This window comes from Mesorhizobium sp. M0598 (genome assembly GCF_040320865.1).
Taxonomy (GTDB): domain Bacteria; phylum Pseudomonadota; class Alphaproteobacteria; order Rhizobiales; family Rhizobiaceae; genus Mesorhizobium.
The window spans coordinates 170,305-193,885 of record NZ_JAMYQL010000008.1 but is presented as its reverse complement, the minus strand read 5'-3'; the positions used below and the strand labels follow the sequence as shown (position 1 = coordinate 193,885).

19 protein-coding genes are annotated in these 23,581 nt (G+C 63.4%); 12 read left to right on the top strand and 7 right to left on the bottom strand.

What is annotated here, in order from left to right; translation table 11 throughout:
* Positions 1 to 48: 48 nt before the first annotated feature.
* Together NKI59_RS13560 and NKI59_RS13555 are read left to right on the top strand one after the other, a co-directional pair.
* Complete coding sequence (locus NKI59_RS13560; RefSeq protein WP_352704701.1) at positions 49 to 1,371, top strand: NAD(P)H-dependent oxidoreductase; 1,323 nt, start codon at positions 49 to 51, stop codon at positions 1,369 to 1,371.
* Between the two features lie 20 nt (positions 1,372 to 1,391).
* Positions 1,392 to 2,885 (top strand): xylulokinase, encoded by a 1,494-nt coding sequence (locus NKI59_RS13555; protein ID WP_352692642.1) that lies wholly within the window; start codon positions 1,392 to 1,394, stop codon positions 2,883 to 2,885.
* Here NKI59_RS13555 and NKI59_RS13550 read toward each other — a convergent pair.
* Positions 2,882 to 3,844, bottom strand: a complete 963-nt coding sequence (locus tag NKI59_RS13550) for a sugar-binding transcriptional regulator (RefSeq protein WP_352621190.1) — start codon at positions 3,842 to 3,844, stop codon at positions 2,882 to 2,884. The two genes, NKI59_RS13555 and NKI59_RS13550, sit on opposite strands and share 4 nt — an antisense overlap.
* Positions 3,845 to 4,152: 308 nt before the next feature.
* On the opposite strand from NKI59_RS13550, the gene NKI59_RS13545 reads away from it, so the two are divergent.
* From NKI59_RS13545 to NKI59_RS13525, 5 genes are all read left to right on the top strand, one after another.
* Positions 4,153 to 5,136 (top strand): ABC transporter permease, encoded by a 984-nt coding sequence (locus NKI59_RS13545; protein WP_502897030.1) that lies wholly within the window; start codon positions 4,153 to 4,155, stop codon positions 5,134 to 5,136.
* 150 nt (positions 5,137 to 5,286) lie between these two features.
* Positions 5,287 to 6,225 carry a sugar ABC transporter substrate-binding protein gene (locus NKI59_RS13540; protein WP_254820381.1) on the top strand — a complete coding sequence of 313 codons (939 nt, stop codon included), beginning with the start codon at positions 5,287 to 5,289 and terminating at the stop codon, positions 6,223 to 6,225.
* A gap of 33 nt (positions 6,226 to 6,258) precedes the next feature.
* Complete coding sequence (locus tag NKI59_RS13535; protein ID WP_352621184.1) at positions 6,259 to 7,767, top strand: sugar ABC transporter ATP-binding protein; 1,509 nt, start codon at positions 6,259 to 6,261, stop codon at positions 7,765 to 7,767.
* Positions 7,768 to 7,894: 127 nt separating this feature from the next.
* A complete protein-coding gene (locus tag NKI59_RS13530) occupies positions 7,895 to 8,659 on the top strand; it encodes an SDR family oxidoreductase (protein WP_352590138.1) in 765 nt (254 codons plus the stop codon).
* Between the two features lie 8 nt (positions 8,660 to 8,667).
* Positions 8,668 to 9,453 carry an SDR family oxidoreductase gene (locus tag NKI59_RS13525; protein WP_352704699.1) on the top strand — a complete coding sequence of 262 codons (786 nt, stop codon included), beginning with the start codon at positions 8,668 to 8,670 and terminating at the stop codon, positions 9,451 to 9,453.
* Positions 9,454 to 9,508: 55 nt separating this feature from the next.
* Here NKI59_RS13525 and NKI59_RS13520 read toward each other — a convergent pair whose 3' ends face one another.
* Positions 9,509 to 10,585, bottom strand: coding sequence for a D-alanine--D-alanine ligase family protein (locus tag NKI59_RS13520; RefSeq protein WP_352590425.1), 1,077 nt, complete (start codon positions 10,583 to 10,585; stop codon positions 9,509 to 9,511).
* A gap of 561 nt (positions 10,586 to 11,146) precedes the next feature.
* On the opposite strand from NKI59_RS13520, the gene NKI59_RS13515 reads away from it, so the two are divergent.
* From NKI59_RS13515 to NKI59_RS13500, 4 genes are all read left to right on the top strand, one after another.
* Complete coding sequence (locus NKI59_RS13515) at positions 11,147 to 12,118, top strand: ABC transporter substrate-binding protein (RefSeq protein ID WP_031211023.1); 972 nt, start codon at positions 11,147 to 11,149, stop codon at positions 12,116 to 12,118.
* Between the two features lie 74 nt (positions 12,119 to 12,192).
* Positions 12,193 to 13,269 (top strand): quaternary amine ABC transporter ATP-binding protein, encoded by a 1,077-nt coding sequence (locus NKI59_RS13510; RefSeq protein WP_031211022.1) that lies wholly within the window; start codon positions 12,193 to 12,195, stop codon positions 13,267 to 13,269.
* On the top strand, positions 13,266 to 15,248 hold the full coding sequence (locus NKI59_RS13505) for an ABC transporter permease (protein ID WP_352704697.1): 1,983 nt from the start codon (positions 13,266 to 13,268) through the stop codon (positions 15,246 to 15,248). The genes NKI59_RS13510 and NKI59_RS13505 overlap by 4 nt, the downstream gene beginning before the upstream one ends.
* A 158-nt stretch (positions 15,249 to 15,406) precedes the next feature.
* Positions 15,407 to 17,056, top strand: coding sequence for a hypothetical protein (locus NKI59_RS13500; protein ID WP_352704695.1), 1,650 nt, complete (start codon positions 15,407 to 15,409; stop codon positions 17,054 to 17,056).
* A gap of 123 nt (positions 17,057 to 17,179) precedes the next feature.
* On the opposite strand, the gene NKI59_RS13495 is transcribed toward NKI59_RS13500, so the two are convergent.
* The 5 genes from NKI59_RS13495 to NKI59_RS13475 form a co-directional block, all read right to left on the bottom strand.
* Positions 17,180 to 18,361 carry a M20 aminoacylase family protein gene (locus NKI59_RS13495; protein ID WP_023674015.1) on the bottom strand — a complete coding sequence of 394 codons (1,182 nt, stop codon included), beginning with the start codon at positions 18,359 to 18,361 and terminating at the stop codon, positions 17,180 to 17,182.
* A gap of 45 nt (positions 18,362 to 18,406) precedes the next feature.
* Positions 18,407 to 19,180, bottom strand: coding sequence for an amino acid ABC transporter ATP-binding protein (locus NKI59_RS13490; RefSeq protein WP_352704693.1), 774 nt, complete (start codon positions 19,178 to 19,180; stop codon positions 18,407 to 18,409).
* Positions 19,167 to 20,087 carry an amino acid ABC transporter permease gene (locus NKI59_RS13485; protein ID WP_352455187.1) on the bottom strand — a complete coding sequence of 307 codons (921 nt, stop codon included), beginning with the start codon at positions 20,085 to 20,087 and terminating at the stop codon, positions 19,167 to 19,169. Before NKI59_RS13485 ends, NKI59_RS13490 begins: the two co-directional genes overlap by 14 nt.
* A gap of 8 nt (positions 20,088 to 20,095) precedes the next feature.
* Entirely contained in the window at positions 20,096 to 20,926 is an 831-nt protein-coding gene (locus tag NKI59_RS13480) for an ABC transporter substrate-binding protein (RefSeq protein ID WP_502901056.1), read from the bottom strand.
* 72 nt (positions 20,927 to 20,998) lie between these two features.
* Entirely contained in the window at positions 20,999 to 21,973 is a 975-nt protein-coding gene (locus NKI59_RS13475) for a substrate-binding domain-containing protein (protein WP_352704689.1), read from the bottom strand.
* A gap of 108 nt (positions 21,974 to 22,081) precedes the next feature.
* Here NKI59_RS13475 and NKI59_RS13470 point away from each other — a divergent pair, with 108 nt between their 5' ends.
* Positions 22,082 to 23,419: an aminotransferase-like domain-containing protein gene (locus NKI59_RS13470; protein ID WP_352590167.1), complete on the top strand. Its 1,338-nt coding sequence runs from the start codon at positions 22,082 to 22,084 to the stop codon at positions 23,417 to 23,419.
* Positions 23,420 to 23,581: the final 162 nt, after the last annotated feature.

Here is a 23,581-nt window from a genome sequence, read left to right as displayed (position 1 = left end):
AACCGTTGATTTGGACGCTGCGGCGCGTCAGGAACTGGAGGAAGCGACATGTCCCATCCGCAATTTGCAGCGGAACTTCTGCAGCGCGCTGAACAGCAGGGGCCGATCACCATCGGGCTTGCCGGCGCCGGACAGATGGGCACCGACATCGTCGTCCAGGTCGCGCTGATGCCGGGCATGCGGATCGGCGCCATTTCCGAAGTCAGGCCGCAGGCAGCGATCGACGCGGCGCTGCTCGCTGGCCATGACCGTTCCGACATCGTCCATGCCGGCAATGCGGCCGCGATCGACCGCGCCATCGAGGCCGGCAAGATCGCGGTGACCGAAGATTTGCATGCGCTGGCGGCGGCCGGCCGGATCGACGTCATCATCGACGCAACGGGTAATCCCAATATCGGCACGCTGTTTGCGCTCGAAGTGATGAAGAACGGCAAGCATATCGTCATGCTCAATGTCGAGGCCGACATCACCATCGGCCGCTTCCTCAAGGAGGAGGCACGCAAGGCCGGCGTCGTCTATACCGGTGCCGCCGGCGACGAGCCCGCCTGCACGCTGGAGATCATCGGCTTTGCCAAAAGCCTCGGCTTCAACATCATCGCCGCCGGCAAGGGCAAGAACAATCCGCTGAAGATCGACGCCATGCCGGCCGACTACGAGAAGGAGGCGGCCGAGCGCAACATGAATGCGCGCATGCTGGTCGAATTCGTCGACGGCTCGAAGACGGCGATCGAGATGGTGGCGATCGCCAATGCGACCGGCCTGGTGCCCGACGTGCCGGGCATGCACGGCCCGACCGCGACGCTGGAGGAGTTGGCCAGCGTGCTTTGCCCGCGCGAGGATGGCGGCGTGCTGCATCGCAAGGGCGTGGTCGATTACTCGATCGGCAAGGGAGTGGCGCCCGGCGTGTTCTGCGTCATCGAGACCCGGCATCCGCGTGTGCTGGAGCGCATGATCGACCTCAAGGTCGGCAAGGGCCCCTATTTCACGATCTTCCGGCCCTATCATCTGACCAGCCTGGAAGTGCCGCTGTCGGCGGCGCGCGCCGTGGTCTACAAGCGGGCCGACATGGAGCCGCTCGACCATCCTGTGGCCGAGGCGGTGGCGGTCGCCAAGAGCGATCTTGGCGTTGGCCAGTCGCTCGGCATGATCGGCGAGAACGACTATCGCGGCTTCGCCATGACCTGGGGGGATGCGCGCGCCCGCGGCGCCCTGCCGCTCGGCCTTGCCGAACGCGCCAAGGTGGTCAAGCCGCTCAAGACCGGCGACTTCCTGACCTATGAAAATTGTGTACCCGACGATTCGATGGTGATAACCCAGATCCGCCGCCGTCTCGACCAGTCGGACGGACGGTTCGTTACAAACGCAGCCTGACCCCGCCGGATCTCCGCCTGATGGACGATGTCGTAATCGGGATCGACGCCTCGACCACGGCCGTGAAGGCGATTGCCTTCGCGCGCGACGGCGAGGAGCTGTTCCAGGCGCGCGAGCCGTACCCGCTTTCAAATCCGAAGCCCGGCCATTTCGAGCAGGACGCCGAACATTGGTGGACGGCGCTGCTTGGCGCATTGAAGCAGGTCACCGAGGCGGTCGGCGCTACGCGGGTGGCGGCGATCTGCATCGCTCACCAGCGAGAGACCTTCACGCTGGTGGACAGCGCCGGCAAAGCACTCATGCCGGCGATCCTGTGGCTCGACGAACGCGCCCGGCCGCAGGTTATCAGGCTTTCGGCCGAACTCGGCCGCGAGGCGATCCGCGACTGGAGCGGCAAGCCCCCGGACCCGACGCCGGCGCTCTACGCCATTGCCTGGCTTGCCGAGCACCAGCCGCAAGTGCTTCGCCAGGCAGCGGCACTGGTCGACGTGCACGGTTTCTTCGTCCAGCGGCTGACCGGGCGATTGGTCACCAGCACCGCAAGTGCGGATCCGCTCGGGCTGCTCGACGTCGAGAAAGGTACCTGGCATCCCCGCCTCGTTGCGGCCGCCGGACTGCAGATGGAGCAATTGCCCGAGCTGGTCGCGCCGGGCGTGGTCTGCGGCAGTCTTTCCGCAAGCATAGCGCAGCTGACCGGCCTGAGGGCCGGCACGCCGGTCGTTGCCGGCGCTGGGGACGGCCAGGCGATGGGCCTCGGCATGGGCGTCTACGGCGAGGGCAAGAGCTATCTCTCGCTCGGCTCCGGCGTGGTCAGCGGCTGCTATTCCGGCAAGGTGAAAACCTCGGACGCCTTTCGCACGCTGGTCTCGCCGACCGGCTCCGGATTCATGCTGGAGACCGTGCTGCGATCGGGCATGCAGCTGGTCGACTGGATCGTGCGAACCACCGGTTCGCCCTCGGCGGCAGCGCTGGAGAAAGTGGCGCTGGATGTTGCCGCGGGCAGCGAGGGCCTGCTCATCATGCCCTATTGGGCCGGCGTCATGAGCCCGTATTGGGACGGTGCGGCGCGCGGCGCCATTGTCGGCCTGTCGCTCGATCACCGGCCGGAGCATCTCTTCCGCGCTGTCCTGGAAGGCATCGCCTTCGAGCAGGCCGTCGCCACCGAGGCCATGGAAGCCCAGGCCGGCGGACCGGCGGCGATGATTGCCGCCGGCGGCGGCACCAATTGCGCGCTGCTAATGCAGATCATGGCAAGCGTGCTCGAGCGGCCGCTCTCGGTTTCGCCGGTCAACGAAGCCGCCGCACTCGGCGCTGCCATGCTGGCGGCAGCGGCTGTCGGCTGGTTTGCCTCGCCGGAAGCCGCAGCAGAGGTAATGGCTGCCGCTCCCACCAGGCATGTCGATCCGGTCGACGGGCTTGTCGCCGCCTATCGCAGCCGCAAGGAAATCTACCGCGACCTTTATCAGGCGACGCGCGACATCCACACCCGCCTCGGCGCTCTCGACGAAATCTAGCGGTTGAGCAGCCCCTTGGCCGCATCCTCGTCGGTGATCAGAACCGATACCTTGGTGTTGGCCAGCGCCGCCCGCATGATGGCAATCTTTTCCTGCCCTCCCGAAACCAGGATTATGCTAGGAATATCCGACAGATCCTGCAGCGGATAGGCACAGACGCGGCGGTTGACCTCGTGGTCGACCGGGCGGCCCTCGGCGTCGATGAAATGACACAGAATATCGCCGACGGCACCGGCCGCCTGCAGTTCCTCGAGTTCACTTGGCTTGATGAAGCCGTAATTGGCGATCGGGCTGTCGCTGGAAAACGAGCCGACGCTGAGCACGGCGATGTTTGCCCGGCGCGCGCGGAAAACAACATCCTGAACGCTGCGCTGGCTCATGAAAGCATCGCGCTGCTCCGGCCTGTCGGCATAGACCGGCACCGGCAGCAGGAAACACTCCGCACCGATCTTCTCGGCGAAATCCCAGGCGCTTTCGGTCGGGTTGAGCGGCTGTGCATGGGTGAGGCCGCCAAGCATCGAAACCACCGTTGTCCTGGCGATCGGCCGCCGTGGCAATTCATTGATGGCGAATTTCAGCGTCCGCCCCCAGCCCAGCGCGATGACATCGCCGGCGTTCACATGGTCGGCCAGGTAGGCGGCGGCGGCGTGGCCGATCATCAGCGGCGCGTTGCTTCGGTCGGCCGCCGACGGTACCACAACAGCCTGGCTGAGCCCGAAGCGCTGCTTGAGGCTTTCCTCCAGGATCACGCATTCGACAACGCTGTCGCGGATGCGGAACTGGACGACACCCTCTTCGCGGGCGGCCGAGAGAATGCGATGCACCTTGATGCGGCCGACGCCGAGAATTTCGGAAATCCGCTCCTGCGTAAGACCCTCGACATAATAGTGCCAGGCGGCGCGGGCCTTGAGTTCGGCGTCGGGGAAGCGCGAGGCTCTTTCGTTCTCTATGATCGTCATCTGTTTGCCTTGCCGCAGTCGCCGGCTCTGCTCATGATATTCCAATCCGGCGACTTCGAAATGCCCAAGATTTCCGAGACATTGCGTAAGGCAAACCGGCGAACAGCGCAAACCGTGCTCGAATGAAGCGGGCAGGTCTTGACAATTTTCCGACGAACAGTTTAGCTGAACAAAATTGCATGTTAAAGATAAATTGTTCACAGGGAGGGGCCTGGTGAACAAAGTGGCCCGGTGATGCAGCGCCGGATTGCTGTGGAGGAGACAAAGTGGCTGTGAGCAACGACGCAAGCAATTTGAAGGCAGGCGAGTTGAAGGCAGGCTCTGGCGCGCAGGCTACGGCGGGCGCAAGGTTTTCGGCTGTCTTTGCCGGAACCATGGGCCCGCTGATCGGGCTGGTTCTGCTGTGCGTGGCGCTCTCGCTAACCACCGACACCTTCCTGACTGTCCGCAACATCCTCAACGTTCTCGACCAGGTCACCGTGCTCGGCATCATGGCGATCGGCATGACGCTGGTCATCCTGATCGGCGGCATCGACCTGTCCGTCGGCTCGGTACTGGCGCTGGCTTCCATGGTGATGGGCTTCGTCGCCCATCCGGACTATCTCAATCTCGGCCTGCCGGCCGGCATCGCCGCAGCCCTCGTCGTCGCCGGCCTTTGCGGGCTGGTTTCGGGCCTGCTGGTGACGGTCACCAAGCTGCCGCCCTTCATCGCCACGTTGGCGATGATGTCGGTGGCGCGCGGCCTCGCCAACATGATCACCGACGGCTCGCAGATCGTCGGATTTCCCGACTGGTTCACCAGCCTGTCGATAATCCGCCATTTCGGCTTCCTCTCGGTCACCGTCGGGCTGATGATCGTGCTTGCCGTCATTTTCGCGATCTTCCTGAATTATCGCGCTACCGGCCGTAGCCTGTACGCAATCGGCGGCAGCGCCGAAGTCGCCCGGCTGTCCGGCATACCAGTCAAGTCGCTGACAAACTGGGTCTATGCGATCTGCGCCGTGCTGGCCGGTCTCGCCGGCATCGTGCTTGCCGCCCGGCTCGATTCCGTCCAGCCGAGCTCCGGCCTTGGCTACGAACTCGACACCATCGCGGCGGTGGTGATCGGCGGCGCCAGCCTGTCGGGCGGCGTCGGTTCGATCGGCGGCACAGCCATCGGCGTCCTCATCATCGGCGTGCTGCGCAACGGGCTGAACCTGCTCGGTGTCTCGCCCTTCATCCAGCAAGTGGTTATCGGCGTGGTGATCGCGCTGGCGGTGGCCACCGACACGTGGCGGCGCCGAGCACAATGAAGAATGGGGCACAATGAAGAATTGGGCTCAATGAGATTCGCCCCGATATTCGGGCGAAAACGGATCGGTGATCCGAAACTGGGAGTTGTTCGGCCAAGGGGCGCCGCGATGCGCGGGCAGGACAGATTGAACATCAACGGAGGAATAAACATGCTGACCAAACGTTCATTGCTGCTTGCCGCCGCGGCCGTCATCCCGCTGCTTGGCCTGTCCGACATGGCCTCGGCCAAGGAGGCCAAAAAGCTCGGCCTCGCCGTCGCCAATCTGCAGGCCGACTTCTTCAATCAGATCAAGCAGTCCGTCGAAGCCTACGGCAAGGAAAAGGGCATAGAGGTCGTTACCGTCGATGCCAAGGGCGATTCGGCGACCCAGGTCAGCCAGGTACAGGACCTGATCACGCAAAACATCGACGCGCTGATCTACATTCCGGCCGGCGCCACCGCCGCCACCGTGCCGACCAAGACCGCCAAGGCTGCCGGCATCCCAGTCATCAATGTCGACCGCAACGCCGACGGCGCGCCCGGCGACACCTTCATCGCCACCAACAGCGTGGCATCGGCCAAGGCGGTTTGCGACTACATCGCCAAGCAGGCCGGCGGCAAGGGCGAGTTGATCATCATCCACGGCCAGAAGGGCACGACGCCCGAGGTCGACCGCTCGAAGGGCTGCGGCGAAGCGCTGAAAGGCTATCCCGACATCAAGGTTGTCGGCGAATTGTGGAGCGAAGGCTGGCACCAGGACGAAGGCTTCAAGCTGACGCAGGATCTGTTGCAGTCGCACCCCGACGTGTCGATCGTCATCGGCCAGGCCGACGCGCTGGCGCTCGGTGCGGCGCAGGCCGTCAAGGTCGCCAATCCCGGCCACAAGGTCTGGGTTGCCGGCTTCGACGGCGACGTGGCGGCGCTCAAGGCACTGAAGGACGGCGTCTTCGACGTGACCGCGACGCAGCAGACCCAGGGCATGGGCCGGCTCGCCGTCGATGCAGCAATCAAGCTGGTGGCCGGCGAGACCATTCCCGCCGAACAGCTGCAGGATGCGACGCTGACCACCAAGGACAATGTCGAGCAGTTCATCGCCAAGCATCCCTGATTGAGACCAGTCCGGCAATCGACGAGGGCAACGATGTCCACCGATCCTCGCCACACGCACAGCCCCCATAACGGGCTCGTCGTCAGCGGCCTCTGCAAAAGCTACGGGCCGGTGCAGGTCCTGGCCGATGCGAGCTTCGAGGTGCGGCCGGGCGAGGTCGTGGCGCTGCTTGGCGAAAACGGCGCCGGCAAGTCGACTGTCTCGAACATCATCGCCGGGTCGACGAAACCCGATGCCGGCACCATCACCTGGCGGGGGAACGCTTATTCCCCCGCCAATCCTGCCGCGGCGATCGACGTCGGCATCGGCATGATCCACCAGGAGCTGAAGCTCTTGCCCGATCTGTCGGTCGCCGAAAACGTCTATGTCGGGCGCCTGCCGATGCGTGGCGGCCGCATCGACCGCGCGGCAATGAATGCGCGGGCATCGGCCCAGTTGAAGCGCCTCGGCCTCGATGTCTCGCCCGAGCGCAAGGTGCGCACGCTGCGTATCGCCGCCCAGCAGCAGGTCGAGATCGCCAAGGCGCTGACGCTCAATGCCGAGCTGCTGATCTTCGACGAACCAACCGCAGCCCTTGGCGGCGAGGAAACGGAGCTCCTGTTCCAGCAGATCCGCAAGCTCAAGGCGGAAGGCATGTCCTTCATCTATATCAGCCACCGGCTGGACGAGATCGCCCAGATCGCCGATCGCGTGGTGGTGATGCGCGACGGGCGCATCGTCGCCCGGCACGAGCGCGCCGACATTCCGGTGCGCACTGTCGTCGAGCAAATGGTCGGCCGCAGTGTCGAGCGGATGTTCCCTACGGTATCGGCGCCGGGCAACGACACGCTGCTCGAGGTCGAGAACCTGTCCTCGCCGGAACGCAGCTTTCAAAATGTCAGCTTTTCAGTGCGGGCCGGCGAAATCCTCGGCATTGCCGGGCTGATCGGCGCCGGACGCACGGAGCTGGTGCGGGCGATCGCCGGTGCCGATCCGATCTCATCGGGATCGGTGCGCGTCGCCGGCAAGCCGGTGCATCTCAATGGCCCGGCGGCGGCGATCAAGGCCGGCGTCGTCCTGGTACCGGAAGACCGCAAGGCGCAGGGCGTGGTGCTCGACCAGACGATCGGCGAGAACCTGGCGATCGGCAATTTCGACCATGTCGCGCCGAATGGCTGGGTGTTCCCGAAGGCGGTGCAGAAATTCGCCGAGGCCGGCATTCGCCGGCTCGGCGTCAAGGGCCGGCCGAACCAGGCGGTCAGCAAGCTTTCCGGCGGCAACCAGCAGAAAGTGATCATCGCCAAATGGGTGTCGCGCCCGCCCAAGGTATTCATCCTGGACGAGCCGACGCGCGGCATCGACGTCGGTGCACGCGCCGCGATCTATGATGTCATCGCCGACCTTGCCCGCTCCGGCATGGCGGTGGTGGTGGTGAGCTCCGACCTCGAGGAAGTTCTCGGCCTGTCGCATCGCGTGCTGGTGGTGAGCCGCGGCCGGCAACGCGGCATTCTCGACCGCAGCGAAGCAAGCAATATCGCCGTGATGGAACTCGCCACGAGCTAGGAACAGCCCATCGAAACAAAGCGCAGCAGGTGGTATCCTCCCGGGCACCAGACCGCGCGGGGCGCCAGCAACAGAGTTGGCGCCCCTTTATTTCCGGAGGACGGCGGTTGGAGCAGAGGGACCGACGATGAAATTATTCGACCTTCATGGTGACGTGGCACTTGTGACAGGCGCCGGCAGCGGCATCGGGCAGGCAATCGCCATTGGGCTGGCCGAGGCCGGCGCCGACATAGCCTGCTTCGGCCACGCCTCGAAAGGCGGGCTGGAGGAGACCGCGCACCGGATCACGGCACTCGGCCGCAAGGCGCTGGTGCTGAACGGCACGGTGACTTCAGAGGCCGATCTCGCGGCCGCGATCGAGCGTACGGAGATGGAACTCGGCGCGTTGACCATCGCCGTCAATAATGCCGGCGTCGCCGGAGCTGAACCGGCAGAGATGCTGTCGCTGGAGAAATGGCAGAAGCTCTATGACGTCAATGTCAGCGGCGTGTTCCTGTCCTGCCAGGCCGAGGCCCGCGCCATGCTGACGCGGCGCAATGGCTCGATCATCAACATCGCGTCGATGTCGGGCTCGATCGTCAATCGCGGCCTGACCCAGGCGCATTACAATTCGTCGAAGGCCGCGGTGATCCACATGTCGAAGAGCCTCGCCATGGAATGGGCCGATCGCGGCCTGCGCGTCAATGTCGTCAGCCCCGGCTACACGCTGACGCCGATGAACAAGCGGCCGGAGGTCGCCGACCAGGTCAAAATCTTCGAGCGCGACACGCCGATGGGCCGCATGGCGGCGCCGGAGGAGATGGTCGGCCCGACCGTGTTCCTGGCCAGCCGCGCCTCGAGTTTCGTCACCGGCATCGACCTGATCGTCGATGGCGGCTTCGTCTGCTGGTAGGAGAAAAAATGCAGATGCGATTCCAGGGAAAAACGGCGGTCATCACCGGCGCCAGCGGCGGCATTGGTGCGGCAATGGCCAGGCGCTTCGCGGCGGAAGGTGCCGCGGTCGTCGTCAGCGCCATCGACGCGCGCGTCGACGAGGTCGCCGCCGATCTCAAGGCTGCGGGCGCCAGGGTCGCATCGCTGCGCATGGACGTGACCAAAAAGGACGAGGTCGTCGCCCTTTATGACCTGGCCGAGCAACAATTCGGCCGCATCGACATCTCCGTGCAGAATGCCGGTGTCATCACCATCGCCAGGATCGAGGCGATAACCGAGGCCGAATGGGACAAGGTGATGGCGGTCAACACCAAGGGCGTGTTCCTGTGCTGCCAGGAGGCGATCGCGCGCATCCGCAAGCATGGCGATGGCGGCCGGCTGATCAACACCGCATCCGGCCAGGCGCGGCAGGGCTTTATCTACACGCCGCATTATGCGGCCTCGAAATTCGGCGTCGTCGGCGTCACCCAGAGCCTGGCCAAGGAAGTGGCCAAGGAGAAGATCACCGTCAACGCGATCTGCCCCGGCATCATCGACACCGATATGTGGGCCTATAACGACGCCGCATGGGGCAAGTTGATGGGCGACTACAAGCCCGGCGAGCTGATGGCCGAATGGGTGAAGAACATCCCGATGGGCCGCGCCGGCAGCGGCGAAGATGTCTCCGGCCTGGTCAGCTTTCTGGCCAGCGACGATGCAGCCTACATCACCGGCCAGACCATCAATGTCGATGGCGGCCTGATCATGTCGTGAGCGGCGGCGCGGGCCAACGTACCATCCACCGGATATGAAAGCCGCTTCGCTGCGTTCAGCCTGGTCGGCCGGCCCGTGCCAATCCATGCTCCACGAGCCGGTCGATGATTTCGGAATAGCTGACGCCGCTCGCCGCCATTGCCTTGGAATACATGCTGATATCGGTGAAGCCGGGGATGGTGTTGATTTCATTGACCAGGAATTGCATGTCCGGTGTCAGGAAAAAGTCGACGCGCGCCATCCCGTCACAGCCGACGGCTCTGAAAGCCCTTGCGGCCACGTCCCGCATGGCTGCCTCGACCTCCGGCGGCAGTTCGGCCGGCACTTTAAGTGCCGCGCCGTTCTCGTCGATGTATTTGGCATCGTAGCTGTAGAAATCGTGGCTTTCGGCCGGCACGATCTCGCCTGGCCGCGAGACGAACAGGTCGCCTGCCGGGTCCTCCAACACGCTATATTCGATCTCGCGCCCACGAATGAATTCCTCGGCCAACAGCTTGCAATCGTGCCGGAAGGCTTCAGCAAGCGCTCCATCGAATTCCTGGCTGGCATGGACTTTTCCGACGCCGACAGACGATCCCTGACGCGCCGGTTTGATGAAGAACGGCAGGCCGAGTTCGCTTTCCAGTGCAGCGAGGGCGGGCGCCGCACCTTCATGGATCGTCACTGAGCGCGCGATTGGCAGCCCCGCCGCTTCCAGGAGCCGTTTGGCGATGTCCTTGTCCAGCGCGGTTGCCGAACCCAGGATGCCGCAGCCGGCGAGCGGCACCCGAGCCACCTCGGCCACCCCCTGTACCGAGCCGTCTTCGCCATGAGGGCCGTGCAGGACAGGAAACAGGATGTCGATCTTCGGCAGATCATAGGGCGTGCCGTCGGCCGGGATCGCCATCATCCGTCCGCGCCCGCCCGGAACCAGGCAAACTTCCATGCCGGCCGCAGGTTTTGCGAGCGTACCATCCTGGAAGCTGCTCAGCAGCCACTGTCCTTCGCTCGTGACGAAGATTGGGAGGGCATCGTATTTGGCGGACAGCAGCGCACGCATGACATTGGTTGCTGAAAGCACCGAAACGTCATGTTCGGCGGAACGTCCGCCAAAGAGCACGGCAATTCGCAGTCTGTTCAAGGAAGAGGTCATGAAAGCCTCGGATATGATCTGGTGTTGAAAGGTCACAAGCCGGCGGCGATCCCGCGGTTGGCGAAGAAGTAAGGCATTTTGGTCTGCTGCATTGTATCGGTACCCTGTCCTCGCGGCTCGCATACGGGATGACCGGCAACCTTGGCTTTTTTCGAACCGATCTGCGGGTCCATGTAAAAAGACGGGCCGTGAAATTGGCACCGGCGTTAATCGTTGCGCGACGTGAACGTTGGTATATATAATTTCATCCCATGAAAGTGGCTCTGGGCGAGTTGCTGAGCCAACAGCCGAGATCATGGGACTTTGATGGTTTGCCCCTCAAGACCGGCGATCGATCCGTGGATGACTGCCTTGGCAGCAATCCTTCGGCAGTCATGACGCGGCCGGTCCCGCCACATCTTCACCAATTTGGGCACCACCCCCGTTTTGCGCCGGCATCCGCTTCGGCAGCATTGTGGCGCCTACGGCCTTGCGCAACGACCAGCTGTTCCAACACAATCAAAAAAGACGCAAGAAGGGAACTAACGATAACGTCCACCAGAGCTTGACAGGAGAACAAGCATGTCACTTCGGAGCATGATTTCGAATTTCTCAATGGGAGCCTTAACACTTGCCGCAGCCGCACTGACATCTTCGGCCTATGCGGCAGCGCCGGAATCCAACGACCCGATCAAGATCGCACTGTTCGATTGGACCAGCGTCAATCTGAACGCCAAGATCCTCGGCGGCATCCTCGAAAAGCTCGGCTATACCGTCGAGTATCCGACCGCCGACTATCTCTCCAGCCTGACCACCGGCCTGACCAATGGCGACATCGATGTCGGCCTGGAATTCTGGGACACGACGGCCGGCGAGGCGATGAAGGCCTCGGACGCGACGGGCCAGACCGAACGCCTCGGCAAGCTCGGACCCAAGGCCAAGGAAGAATGGTGGTTTCCCGAATATATGAAAGAGAAATGCCCCGGCCTGCCGAACTGGGAAGCGCTGAAAGATCCGAAATGCGCCGAGGCCTTTTCGACGGCCGAAACCACACCGAAGGGGCGCTATCTCGGCGGCCCGGTGACATGGGAAGGTTTTGACGACGAACGCGTCGAGGCGCTGAAACTGCCCTTCACCGTCATCCATGCCGGAACCGATGCGGCGATGTTCGCCGAACTGGACTCGGCCTATCAGCGCAAGGCGCCGATCATGCTGTGGATCTATTCGCCGCATTGGGCGCCGGCCAAATACAAGGGCGAATGGGTCGAATTCCCTGACTATACGACAGAGTGCTACACCGACCCGAAATGGGGTGTGAACCCCGACGCGAAATATGACTGCGGCAAGCCGCATGGCGAGATCTGGAAATATTCCTGGGCCGGCATGAAGGACAAATGGCCTGTCGCCTACAAGGTCGCGAAAAACTACACGGTCGACACCGACGAGCTCAACAAGATGAGCGGCGAGATCGATCTCGAAGGCAAGACGCCGGAAGACGTCGCCGCCGCCTGGATCGCCGCCCACGAAGCCGACTGGAAAGCCTGGGCCGAGTGACCGTCTGACTGGAAATCCGACGACCCGGCCATCCGTGGCCGGGTCTCGATCCCGTGTTCCAGAAGGACGATCGCATGACCGATACGATTGAACAGGCGGCGAAAGCGGGCAACGACGCCCGCCCGATAAAGCTTGCCTGTCGCAATGTCTGGAAGCTGTTCGGGGCGGACGCGGCCGATTTCATCCGCCGGCGCGACGGCAAGGCCAGCCTGGCGGACATCGCCGCTGCCGGACTGGTTGGCGCGGTGCGCGCCGTCGATCTCGAAATCCGCCAGGGCGAGATCTTCATCATCATGGGACTTTCGGGGTCAGGCAAGTCGACGCTGGTGCGCTGCATGTCGCGGCTGATCGAGCCGACCCACGGCAAGGTCGAGTTTGAAGGCAAGGACCTGCTCAAGATTTCCGATGCCGCGCTGATCGAGCTGCGACGCCACCGCATGGGCATGGTGTTCCAGAATTTTGCCTTGCTGCCGCATCTCAACGTACTGGAGAACATTGCCTTCCCCCTCGGCATCCAGGGGCAGGACCGGCCGACGCGCGAGGCGCGCGCGCGGGAAGTGATCGAGCTGGTCGGCTTGCGCGGTCGCGAGCATTTCTATCCGCGCGAGCTTTCCGGCGGCCAGCAGCAGCGCGTCGGCATCGCCCGCAGCCTCGCCACAAAGCCGGAAATCTGGTTCCTCGACGAGCCGTTCTCGGCCCTCGATCCGCTGATCCGCCGTGAGATGCAGGACGAGCTGATGCGGCTGCAGACCATGCTGCACAAGACCATCGTCTTCATTACCCATGATTTCGACGAGGCCATCCGGCTGGCCGACCGGATCGCCATCATGAAGGACGGCGAGGTCATCCAGATCGGCACGCCGGAAGAGCTGGTGGTCAATCCGGCGACCGACTATGTCGCCGAATTCACCCGCGATGTCGATCGCGCCAAGGTGATATCGGCGCGCAGCCTGATGCGCGCCTGCGACGGCGCCGAGTACGGCGGCACGGTCGCGCCGGATGCCAAGATATCAAGTTTTTCGGCTGATATCGTCTCTGCCGGCAAGCCCTTCGCGGTGGTCAACGGCACCGGCAAGCCGATCGGCTTAGTCACGCCGCAGGCAGTGATCGATCTTCTCGCCGGCATAGAACGTCGTGGGGCTGGCGCATGACGGTCACGGCAAGCGGCAGCGCAGCGAGGCCCCGGCCGGTTCAAACCTGGCTGGCGATCTGGGCCTGCGCGCTCGCCGCCGTGCTTATCGTCTTCCTGCTGCAGGAAAGCCTGCCCTGGGCGGTCAATTACCCGGCCGGCGCGATCGTTCCTGTCGCAGACTGGGTCGGTGCGCTGATGAACTGGGTGAAGTCGAACTTCTCCTGGCTGACCCGCTCGATCACCGCGGTGCTCGGCGTGCCGCTCGATTTCGCGCTCGGTCTTCTGGCCAAGAATTTCAAGATCGGCCATGGCGCGGATATGATCGTCTTGCCGCGCCTGTCCTGGGTCGGCGTCTGCGCTGCCGCCTACCTTGCCGGACGCGCCGCCGGCGGCTGGAAGCTGGGTGCGCTGGCCGGCGGCTGTTTTCTCTACATCGCGCTGTTCGGGCAGTGGACCAGCGCCATGCTGACGCTGGGCTTGATCTCGATCGCCGTGCCGTTTTGCATTGTCACCGGGCTGTTCGCCGGCATCTGGGCATGGCGCAAGCCTTGGGCGGAGAGGTTGTTGATCTCCCCTGCCCTCGATCTGATGCAGACGATCCCGACCTTCGCCTATCTGATCCCGATGCTGCTTCTGTTCGGCAACAGCCCGGTCTCGGCAATGATCGCGACGGCAATTTTCGCGACGCCGCCAATGGTGCGGGCGACGATGCTCGGCCTGTCGCGGGTGCCGTCGGAGATCGACGATTTCAGCGAGATGGCCGGCTGCACGGCACGGCAAAAGCTGTGGCGGGTGCTGTTGCCGTCGGCGCGGCCGACATTGATGGTCGGCGTCAACCAGGTCATCATGCTGGCGCTCAATATGGTGATCATCGCCTCGATGATCGGTGCCGGTGGGCTCGGCTATGACGTGCTTTTGGCGTTGCGCGCGCTCAAGGTCGGCGAGGCGATGGAAGCTGGCCTCGCCATCGTCGCACTGGCAATTGCACTCGACCGGCTGAGCCAGGCGATCGCGCACAATCACGCCAAGGGCAATGTCCGCCATCAGGCCAGCACGAGTTTCTGGCGGCGCTATCCCAATCTGACGCTGGCCGTTGCCATCCTCGCCGTCGCCACGCTGCTCGGCCTGTTCGTGCCGGCGTTCGCCGCGGTGCCGAAAGCGATCACCTTCACCACCGCGCCTTTGTGGAAGGCGGCGGTGAACTGGATCACCATCAACTTCTTCGACACGATCGAAGCGTTCCGCGTGGCGCTTATCCTCAATGTGCTCAACCCGGTGCGCGCCTTCTGCGAGGGCTTTCCGTGGCTGGGCGCGGTGTGTCTCCTCGGCCTTGCCGGCTACCAGCTCGGCGGCTTGCGCCTCGCCGCCCTGGTCGCGGCATTGACAGCGTTCTGCGCCGCCACCGGACTTTGGGAAAAGACCATGGCGACGGTCTATTTGTGCGGCATCTCGGCCTTTATCGCCTGCCTGATCGGCATCCCGATCGGGCTGATGGCATCGCGCAGCGACCGCTTCGAAAATATCGTCACGCCGGTCATCGACACGCTGCAGGTGCTGCCGTCGTTCTGCTTCATCATTCCGGTGGTCATGCTGTTCAGGGTCGGCGACGTCACCGCGATGATCGCCACCGTCGCGTTCGCCGTGGTGCCGGCGATCCGCTATACCAATCACGGCATTCGACAGGTGCCGCCGGCGCTGATCGAGGCGGCGAAGGTTTCGGGCTGCACCAGGCGCCAGACCTTCTTTCGCGTGCAGCTGCCGCTGGCGTTGCCCGAGATTATGCTCGGCGTCAACCAGACCATCCTGATGGCGCTGGCGATGATCATCATCTGCGCCATGGTCGGCACGCGCGATCTCGGCCAGGAGGTGTTCATCGCCCTGTCCAAGGCCGATTCCGGTCGCGGCATCGTCGCCGGCCTGGCCATCGCCTTCATCGGCATCGTCGCAGACCGGCTGTTCAACGCCTGGACGGCGAAGGCTCGGGCAAGGCTGGGATAGTCCGGAATAGGACGGCCTCAGGAAGCTGCCGCCAAGCGCGCCGTTAACGAGGCACCGATCCCTACGCCTAAAGACATAGCCATTCGGGATTATTGCTCGTTTTTGCCTCACATCGTACGGCTGTCATGGGACGGGTAGGCTTAACAGGAGAGCGGATAATGTCTACACGCGTTCCTTTTACTCCCGGCGATCTGGTGGATCATCAATGGGGTACCGATGACATCCTCACTAGCGACCTGGCTACAGCTATCTTAATCGGCGATGCTGGCGGCAGCATGTTCGATTTTTCTAAGGGCGGCAACGACACCTTCACGGCGCTGCCAATCTCCACAACCACTACTGCCTACGGTGATGCTGGCGACGATATGTCGGACCACAGCAAGGGCGGCAACGACACTTTCACGGGCGCCTCGCTAGGCACCTACACTTTCTACGGTGATGCCGGCGGCAACATGTTCGGTCACGCCCAGGGCGGCGGCGACAGTTTTAGGGCCGAGGGCGACTCCTTCAACACTTTTTACGGCGACGCCGGCGGCGACATGTCTGACCACAGCAAGGGCGGCAACGATACCTTCAGCAGTGAAGTGGGTCGACGGGTAGACAACACGTTCTACGGTGACGCCGGCGGCAACATGTTCGGCTTTGCTCAAGGCGGTGACGACACTTTCCTGACCCAAACTAAACAAGGAGCTGACCACACCTTCTACGGTGATGCGGGCGGCGAAATGTCGGATCACAGCAGGGGCGGCAACGACACCTTCCAGGGCTCCAGGCAGGCCACCAACACTTTCTTCGGTGACGCCGGCAGCAACATGTCCGGCAATGCGCAGGGCGGCGACGACAGTTTCACGAGCAGGACCGACTCCAACAACACTTTCTACGGTGATGCCGGCGGCGATATGTCGGACTACAGTAAGGGTGGCAACGACACCTTCACGGGCGCCTTCTTTTCCACCAACACTTTCTTCGGTGATGCCGGCGGCAACATGTCGGACCATGCTCAGGGCGGCGACGACCGTTACACAGACCTGGGTGGGGCGATCCCGAGCAAAACTCTTTATGGCGATGCGGGCGGCGATCTTTCCGGTTTTGCCGCGGGCGGCAACGACAACTTCACGAGCGCGGGTGGCTCGGAGATAACTTTCTACGGCGACGCGGGCGGCAGTATGTTCGACCATGCGCTTGGGGGCGATGATGTGGCCGTGCTGCACGGCACCCATAATTTGGGGTATGGCGACGCTGTCACGATGCTCGGCAGCGCTGTGGGCGGCAATGACACCCTGACCGGCGGGGACAAAAGCGCCTTTCCTGATGTTCTAAACGAGTTGTACGGCGACGCATTCGCTATGTCGGAGTCCGCCACGGGCGGCAACGATATTCTTACCGGCGGCCAGAACAGCGAAAGCGGCCAAGTCCGTAACTTCTTGTGCGGCGACGCTCTGCAGATGTCCGGTTCGGCTCTGGGCGGAAACGATACCCTGTACGCCGGGAGCGCGGCACCCGGCTGCACCGTCATCAACGACATGTGGGGTGACGGGCAACTGAGCGAACTGGCTCAGGGCGGCAGAGATCAATTCATATTCAAGGACGATGGTTCAATGACGGTCGGAACCCAAAACACCATCTACGACTTCAGCCAGACCCAAGGCGACACCATCGTGTTTAGTGGCGTGGAGGGCGTGCAATCGTTCGATGATCTCACAATTGCGCAAAGTGGAACCGACACCATCATTACCGCAGGAGTCGATCAAGTTACTCTCGCAAACTTTACAAGCCCGCTGACGACGAGTGACTTTTTGTTTGTCTGAAAGCGAAGCTCTTATCGCATTCGAAGAGGGGGAATGCGTGAGAATTCGTTGAGCATCGTCGCGCGGCCGGTCGCCCCAATAATGCTCGACCGGCCGATCGACAATCCCAGCCGCAAGTATGGATCAAGCGGCCAGGAATCTCTCGGTCAAACGAGCCCAGAGCGCTGCGCCGACGGTCAGATTGCCGTCGTTGAAATCATATTTCGAGCTGTGCAGGATGGCTGAATCCTCGCCGTTTCCGAGGCGCAGGAAGCAACCGGGTTTGTGTTCGAGGAAATAAGAAAAATCTTCGCTGCCGGGGATCAACGGGCAGACGGACACCTTGTCCTGACCGACGAGTTCGACAGCGATGTCTGTCGCAAAGGACGTCTCGCGCTCGGAGTTGACCACCACTGGGTAGCCGCGCTCGTAATCGATCTCGACCGTTGCGCCATGCGCCTGCGCCACAAGTGCTGCGATATTGCGAATACGCTGCTCGAGCGTGTCGCGGATCTCGGCCGAGAAGGAGCGGACGCTCAGCGTGATTTCGGCGTGTTCCGGGATGACGTTGGAGGCCGTGCCTCCGTGAATCGTGCCGACGGTGACGACAGCTGTCTCGATCGGGTTGACGTTGCGCGACACCACCGTCTGCAGGGTCATGACGATGTTGGCGGCAGCGACGATCGGGTCGACCGTCAGGTGCGGACGCGAGGCGTGGCCGCCACGCCCGGCGATCCTGATGGTGACGGTATCGCTCGCCGCCATCAGCGGCCCGGCGCGCATCAGGAACGAACCCGTCGGCGCGCCCGGGTGGTTGTGCAGCCCGAATATCGCATCGCAGGGAAAGCGCTCGAACAGGCCGTCGGCGATCATCGCCTGCGCCCCGCTTCCCTTGCCGGCTTCCTCGGCCGGCTGGAAGATAAGGTTCACCGTGCCGTTGAAATGCCGTGTGCGCGCCAGGTATTCGGCGGCGCCGAGCAGCATCGTGGTGTGGCCGTCATGACCGCAGGCGTGCATCTTGCCGCTGGCCTGGCTGGCATAAGGGAGATTGGTCGCTTCGGTGATCGGCAGGGCGTCCATGTCGGCACGGATGGCGATGCTGCGGCCGCTGCCCTGGCGCAGACGGCCGACGACCCCGAGCCCGCCGACATTGCGCGTCACCTCATAGCCCCAGCTTTCGAGCCGTTCGGCAACGTATGCAGCCGTTTCTTGCTCCTGGAATGAAAGCTCGGGATGCGCGTGCAGGTGCTGGCGGGCCGCTGCAAGCTCGGCGGCCTTGTCGGCGAAGTCGGAAATGTCGGCGAACTGGTTGGAGGTCTTTGGCATGGGAGGTCCTTTGCCGGCCGAGCAGGTGCCGCGCCGGTTTTGCTTTTAGATGAAACGGCTTAAGAAAGCCCGCGTGCGCGGGTGCCTGGGTTTAGCGAGAACCTCGTCCGGAGGCCCGGCCTCGATCACATTACCGTCGTCCATGAACACCACCCGATCCGCCGCTTCGCGGGCGAACCCGATCTCATGCGTGACCACGATCATGGTCAAGCCCTGCCTGGCGAGATCGCGCATGGTGGCGAGCACCTCGCCGACCAGCTCCGGATCGAGCGCCGACGTCGGCTCGTCGAAGAGCATCAATTTCGGGCGGATGGCGAGCGCACGGGCGATGGCGACGCGCTGCTGCTGGCCGCCTGAAAGCTGGCGCGGATAAGCGTCGATCTTGTCGGCAAGACCGACACGGGTCAGCAGTTCGCGGCCGTAGCCGATCGCCTCCTTGCGGTTCTCCCGGTGAACGCCGACCGGAGCCTCGATGACGTTCTGCAGCGTCGTCATGTGCGGATAGAGATTGAACTGCTGGAACACCATGCCGATCTTGCGCCGCTGCGCGGCGATCGCGCGGTCGGAAAGCTTGTCGAGGCGGCCGTCGTGCAACCGGTAACCGATCTGCTCGCCGTCCACCTCGATCGACCCCTGGTCGATCGCCTCGAGATGATTGATGCATCGCAGGAAGGTCGACTTTCCGGAGCCGGACGGTCCGAGAATGACCACGACCTCGCCAGGCGCGACGTCCAGATCAATGCCCTTCAGCACCTCGAGCGGGCCGAACGCCTTGTGAACGTTGCGCGCCCGGACCAGGGGCGTGTCATGCGCGCTCATTGGCGGCCTCCAGGGTGGCGGTCGCGGTCTTCTCGCGCGCGCCGCGGTCGCCGCGGCTGTAGTGGCGTTCGATCGCGCCTTGCGCGACATTGAGGACCGAGGTGATCAGCAGGTACCACAGCACTGCAACCATCAGCAGCGGAATGATTTCGAAGGTGCGGTTGTAGATCGACTGCACCGAGTAGAGCAGGTCGGCCATGGCGATGACGCTGACAAGCGACGTCGCCTTGATCATGCTGATCAGCTGATTGCCGGTCGGCGGCACGATCGACCGCATCGCCTGCGGGATGATGATGCGCCGCAAGGCCCGCGCGCGGGTCATGCCGAAGGCTTCAGCCGTTTCGGCCTGTCCCTTGTCCACCGACAGCAGCCCGCCACGGATGATCTCGGCCATGTAGGCGGCCTCGTTCAGCGCCAGACCAAGAACGGCGGCCGTCAAAGGCGTGATCAGGTCGTTGGTGTTCCAACTGGCGAAGCCAATGGAAATGCGCGGAAACAGCGTCGAAAGGTTGTACCACAGGATCAATTGCACCAGCAGCGGCGTTCCCCGGAAGAACCAGATGAACAGGCCGGAGAGAAGGGATGCCAGCCTATCGTTCGACATGCGCGCGATGGCGAGCAGCAGGCCGAGCACGATACCCAGGATCATCGCCACGACCGTCAGGCCGAGCGTTACGGAAAGCCCCTGCATGACCGTCGGATCGAAGAAATACTGGGCGACGACCGGCCAGCCGAAATTCGGGTTGACTGCAACGATATAGGCGAAGCCGGCTGCCACGGCGACGGTGAACGCCCAGAGCGCCAGCCGGACGAGCGGAAACGGCCGGTGGGCTCGTTTGACGTCGCGCAGCGCGTCGTCGGGACGTCGCGGCAGCCCGGCCGCGTAGGCAGCGGTGGCGTCGGTCATGGCAGCCTCTACTGGCCCTGGTTGATGCCTGGCGCATCGATCATGTTCTTCTCGAGACCCCACTTCTTCATGACCGCGGCGTAGGTGCCGTTCTTCATCAGGATCTTGAACGCGTCGAGCAGCACGCCGCCCAGCGGCGAGCCCTTCTTGACGACGGCGCCTTGATAGATGTCCTTGAAGCCGTTGGCCTGGCCGACACCGGCGAGTTCCAGCTGGCCCTTCGCCTGCTCGACGAAATAGGTCAGCGGCGCCTGCGAGGAGAAGAATGCGTCGGAGCGTTTCGACCGGACGGCCAGTATCGAGCTCGGCTGGTCGGTGAAGGATTGCACCTCGACGGCCGGCTTGTCGCCCTCGGTGCATTTCTGCGCCTGCTGCTTGATGACCTTTTCGGCCGAGCCACCCGACATGACGGCGATGCGCTTGCCGCACGCGGTGTCGAGCGAGGTGATGCCTTGCGGGTTGCCCTTCTCGACGGCGAAGACGACGTATTCGCGCACCCAATCGATGAAGTCGTTGGATTTCTGGCGGTCGGGATAGTCGCCGACAGGCCCCATCGCGAACTGATAACGGCCGGCATTGATGCCGCTCAGCAAAGCCGGCAGGCCGGCGACCGAGGCATGATTGATCTCGACCCCGAGCAGCTGACCGATGGCGTCGGAAATATCCCTGGTCGCCCCGGACAGTTCGGTGCCGGTGACGATCTCATAGGGCGGGAACGAGCCGTTGTTGACGGCGGTGATCTTTCCCGCCGTGCGGATCTCTTCCGGCAGCCGGGCCCGCAAATCCTCGTTCACCGATTGCTTCTGGATATCCTGGGCAAAGCTGGCCTGCGCCAGCATGGTGACGAGCGAGGCGAATATGAAGCTGATTGTCCTCATGGCATTCTCCTTCGTGTTCTTCGTTGTGCGTTGTCAGGCTGCGGTGGCCCGCGATCTGGCCTCGAAAGGAAACAAGGCTTCGGCGGAAATCGGTTCCGCCAGAATGCCCTGGGCATGGAGCTCGGTGACGAAATCCTCGATCATGCGCCGGTTGGCCGGCAGGCCGCTGGCGTTCCAGGAGGCAGGCAGGTCGCGCCCCGCATGAAGCAGCTCCTCGAGGATCCAGGGCGAGGTATCGGCATATTTTCGGCGCTTTGCCGTCCAGACGCGCTGGCTTTCGTTGATCAGCCTGGCGAGTTCCTGCGGCAGCCAGGGGCGCTCCCTGACTAGGGCGGCCTTGACGGCGACCAGATGCATGCCCGGGACATAACCGACGTCGGCGAAATAGGCGCGTTCGGCCGCGCGAAAATCGCGCAGCACTTGCCGGAAGCCGGAAGCCGGGCCGAAAAAGCCGTCCGGCATGAAGGGCGTGAAAACGGCGTCGAGCTCGCCTTGCGCCAGCAGCTCCATCATCGGGCGCTCGCCCGGTGCTGCTTCGATGCGCCCCGGCCTGCCGAATCCGTCGAGGCGGTCGGCGATCGGGTGCCCCGATGTCAGCCTGCCGGCGAACCAATAGGCATCCTCGACGCCGACGCCTTCCCGGCGAAGCGCCGCGCGCGTCCATGTGTTACCGGAATCGCGCCAGCCGGTCACGCCGATGCGTTTGCCGGCAAGGTCGGAAAGCCGTTCCAGCGGGCTGGTCTCGACCGTTATGATGCAGCGATGGCGAAAGCCGCGCATGATGAAGCACGGTAATCCAACCACCGTATCGACGCCCGAAGCCATCGCCGACACATAACGGCTGAATGAGACCTCCGCCGCATCGTAGTTCGGATCGGTACCGAGGTCCGGAATGAGCGTGGCGACGCGATCAACCTTCACCGACAAGCGGCTCGAAGTGACGTCACCCAGCACCAAAGGGGTGAGATAGTCCCAATCGCGGGTGGCTACAGTGATGGAAACGGGCATCGGCATGAACTTCAACGCTATGTTTGACCGGCGATTGGTAAATGTTTATTTTTGGCCGATCAAATGTTATTATGTTATTGAACATTTGCTTAATGGTCGCGGGTGCCGATGGATTTCGATGCAGGATGGTTCGCTGATCGCCTTGGCGACCGCACGATGCGCGGCATCGCGCGCGAGACCAGTGCGCTGATCAGAAGCGGCGCGCTGCCTGTCGGCGCAAAGCTTCCGCCGGTGCGCGATCTGGCCTATGTGCTTGGCGTCAGCCCGGCGACGGTCTCGCAGGCGTGGAGCGAGTTGCGGCGCTACAAGATCATCGGCGGCCGCGGACGCAACGGCACCTGGATCATGGGCAACCGCTTTGCCGCCCGGCCCGAGCGCCACATGAGCGGCGGCAATTACGGACAGGATGTTCTGAACCTGGCGATCGCGGAGCCCGATGTGAGGCTCTTGCCGCCGCTCGACATCGCGCTGGCGCATGGTGCGCGCGCCGAAAAGCTCAACAGCTACGAGCGGGTGCGCATCCTGCCCGAGCTGGAGGCCGCAGTGCGCCCGTCATGGCCGTACGATCCCGGCGCGTTCCTGGCCACCAATGGCGGTTACAACGCCATCTACACCTTGCTGCATGCGCTGGTCCCGCCGGGGGCGCCGGTGGCCATCGAGAACCCGACGGCGCTTCGCCTGCTCGACATCCTCGAGGATCTCGATGTGCCGATCATCCCGGTAGACTGCGACAGCGACGGTCCCTTGCCGGATGCACTTGCCAACGCTCTGCGGCAGCGGCCCGTCGCGTTCCTGTTCCAGCCGCGCGTCCATTCGGTTACCGGCGCCTGCATGTCGTCGGCGCGGCTGGAAGTCATCGGCGACCTGCTCGCCGGCACCGACGTGCTGATTGTCGAAGATGACGGCGTCGGCGATATTGCCTCGGCGCCGCGTATTTCGCTTGGCCGGCGTTTTCCCGATCGCGTCGTCCATATCCTGTCCTATTCCAAGACCCACGGCCCGGATCTGCGGCTCGCCGTGCTGTCCGGATCGGCGACGATCGTCGAGCAGATCCAGTCCTACCGCAGCTTCAGCTCGGGATGGACCAGCCGCATCCTGCAGGCAGCCACCGCCTGGCTGCTGCAAGACGCGGCCACGGCCGCCCTGGTCGAGCAGGCGAAGGAGGTATACCGCGGCCGTCGCGAACGGCTCGCCGGCGAACTGGCCAAACGCAATGTCGATATCGACGCCGGACACGGTCTCAGCGTCCTCATTCCGGTTGCTTCGGAACCTTACGCGATGGTCACGCTGGCCGCCCACGGCATCGCGGTCCATGCCGGAGCGAAGTTTTCGACGGGAAAAACGAACGCTGTCCGCGTCGCGACCAGCATTCTGGACGAGGAGCACCTCGAGCACGTCGCAAATTCCCTGGCGCTGGCAGCCGATCCGGCGCGGGAGGTTAGCTAAAGGGTCAGCTACTCCGACGGATAGTTGGCGACTGGCCATATACAGACCCTGTCTTCTTTCGCGTTCAACTGCCGCTGGCCGGTCCCGAGATCATGCTCGGTGTCAACCAGTCCGTCATGGTGGCGCTGGCGATGATCATAAGATCTCCCTGATCCGCCGTTC

Coding starts and splice junctions, on each gene's coding strand:
- NKI59_RS13560 (WP_352704701.1), top strand. CDS start 49: ATGTCCCATCCGCAATTTGCAGCGGAACTTCTGCAGCGCGCTGAACAG.
- NKI59_RS13555 (WP_352692642.1), top strand. CDS start 1,392: ATGGACGATGTCGTAATCGGGATCGACGCCTCGACCACGGCCGTGAAG.
- NKI59_RS13550 (WP_352621190.1), bottom strand. CDS start 3,844: ATGACGATCATAGAGAACGAAAGAGCCTCGCGCTTCCCCGACGCCGAA.
- NKI59_RS13540 (WP_254820381.1), top strand. CDS start 5,287: ATGCTGACCAAACGTTCATTGCTGCTTGCCGCCGCGGCCGTCATCCCG.
- NKI59_RS13535 (WP_352621184.1), top strand. CDS start 6,259: ATGTCCACCGATCCTCGCCACACGCACAGCCCCCATAACGGGCTCGTC.
- NKI59_RS13530 (WP_352590138.1), top strand. CDS start 7,895: ATGAAATTATTCGACCTTCATGGTGACGTGGCACTTGTGACAGGCGCC.
- NKI59_RS13525 (WP_352704699.1), top strand. CDS start 8,668: ATGCAGATGCGATTCCAGGGAAAAACGGCGGTCATCACCGGCGCCAGC.
- NKI59_RS13520 (WP_352590425.1), bottom strand. CDS start 10,585: ATGACCTCTTCCTTGAACAGACTGCGAATTGCCGTGCTCTTTGGCGGA.
- NKI59_RS13515 (WP_031211023.1), top strand. CDS start 11,147: ATGTCACTTCGGAGCATGATTTCGAATTTCTCAATGGGAGCCTTAACA.
- NKI59_RS13510 (WP_031211022.1), top strand. CDS start 12,193: ATGACCGATACGATTGAACAGGCGGCGAAAGCGGGCAACGACGCCCGC.
- NKI59_RS13505 (WP_352704697.1), top strand. CDS start 13,266: ATGACGGTCACGGCAAGCGGCAGCGCAGCGAGGCCCCGGCCGGTTCAA.
- NKI59_RS13500 (WP_352704695.1), top strand. CDS start 15,407: ATGTCTACACGCGTTCCTTTTACTCCCGGCGATCTGGTGGATCATCAA.
- NKI59_RS13495 (WP_023674015.1), bottom strand. CDS start 18,361: ATGCCAAAGACCTCCAACCAGTTCGCCGACATTTCCGACTTCGCCGAC.
- NKI59_RS13490 (WP_352704693.1), bottom strand. CDS start 19,180: ATGAGCGCGCATGACACGCCCCTGGTCCGGGCGCGCAACGTTCACAAG.
- NKI59_RS13485 (WP_352455187.1), bottom strand. CDS start 20,087: ATGACCGACGCCACCGCTGCCTACGCGGCCGGGCTGCCGCGACGTCCC.
- NKI59_RS13480 (WP_502901056.1), bottom strand. CDS start 20,926: ATGCTGGCGCAGGCCAGCTTTGCCCAGGATATCCAGAAGCAATCGGTG.
- NKI59_RS13475 (WP_352704689.1), bottom strand. CDS start 21,973: ATGCCCGTTTCCATCACTGTAGCCACCCGCGATTGGGACTATCTCACC.
- NKI59_RS13470 (WP_352590167.1), top strand. CDS start 22,082: ATGGATTTCGATGCAGGATGGTTCGCTGATCGCCTTGGCGACCGCACG.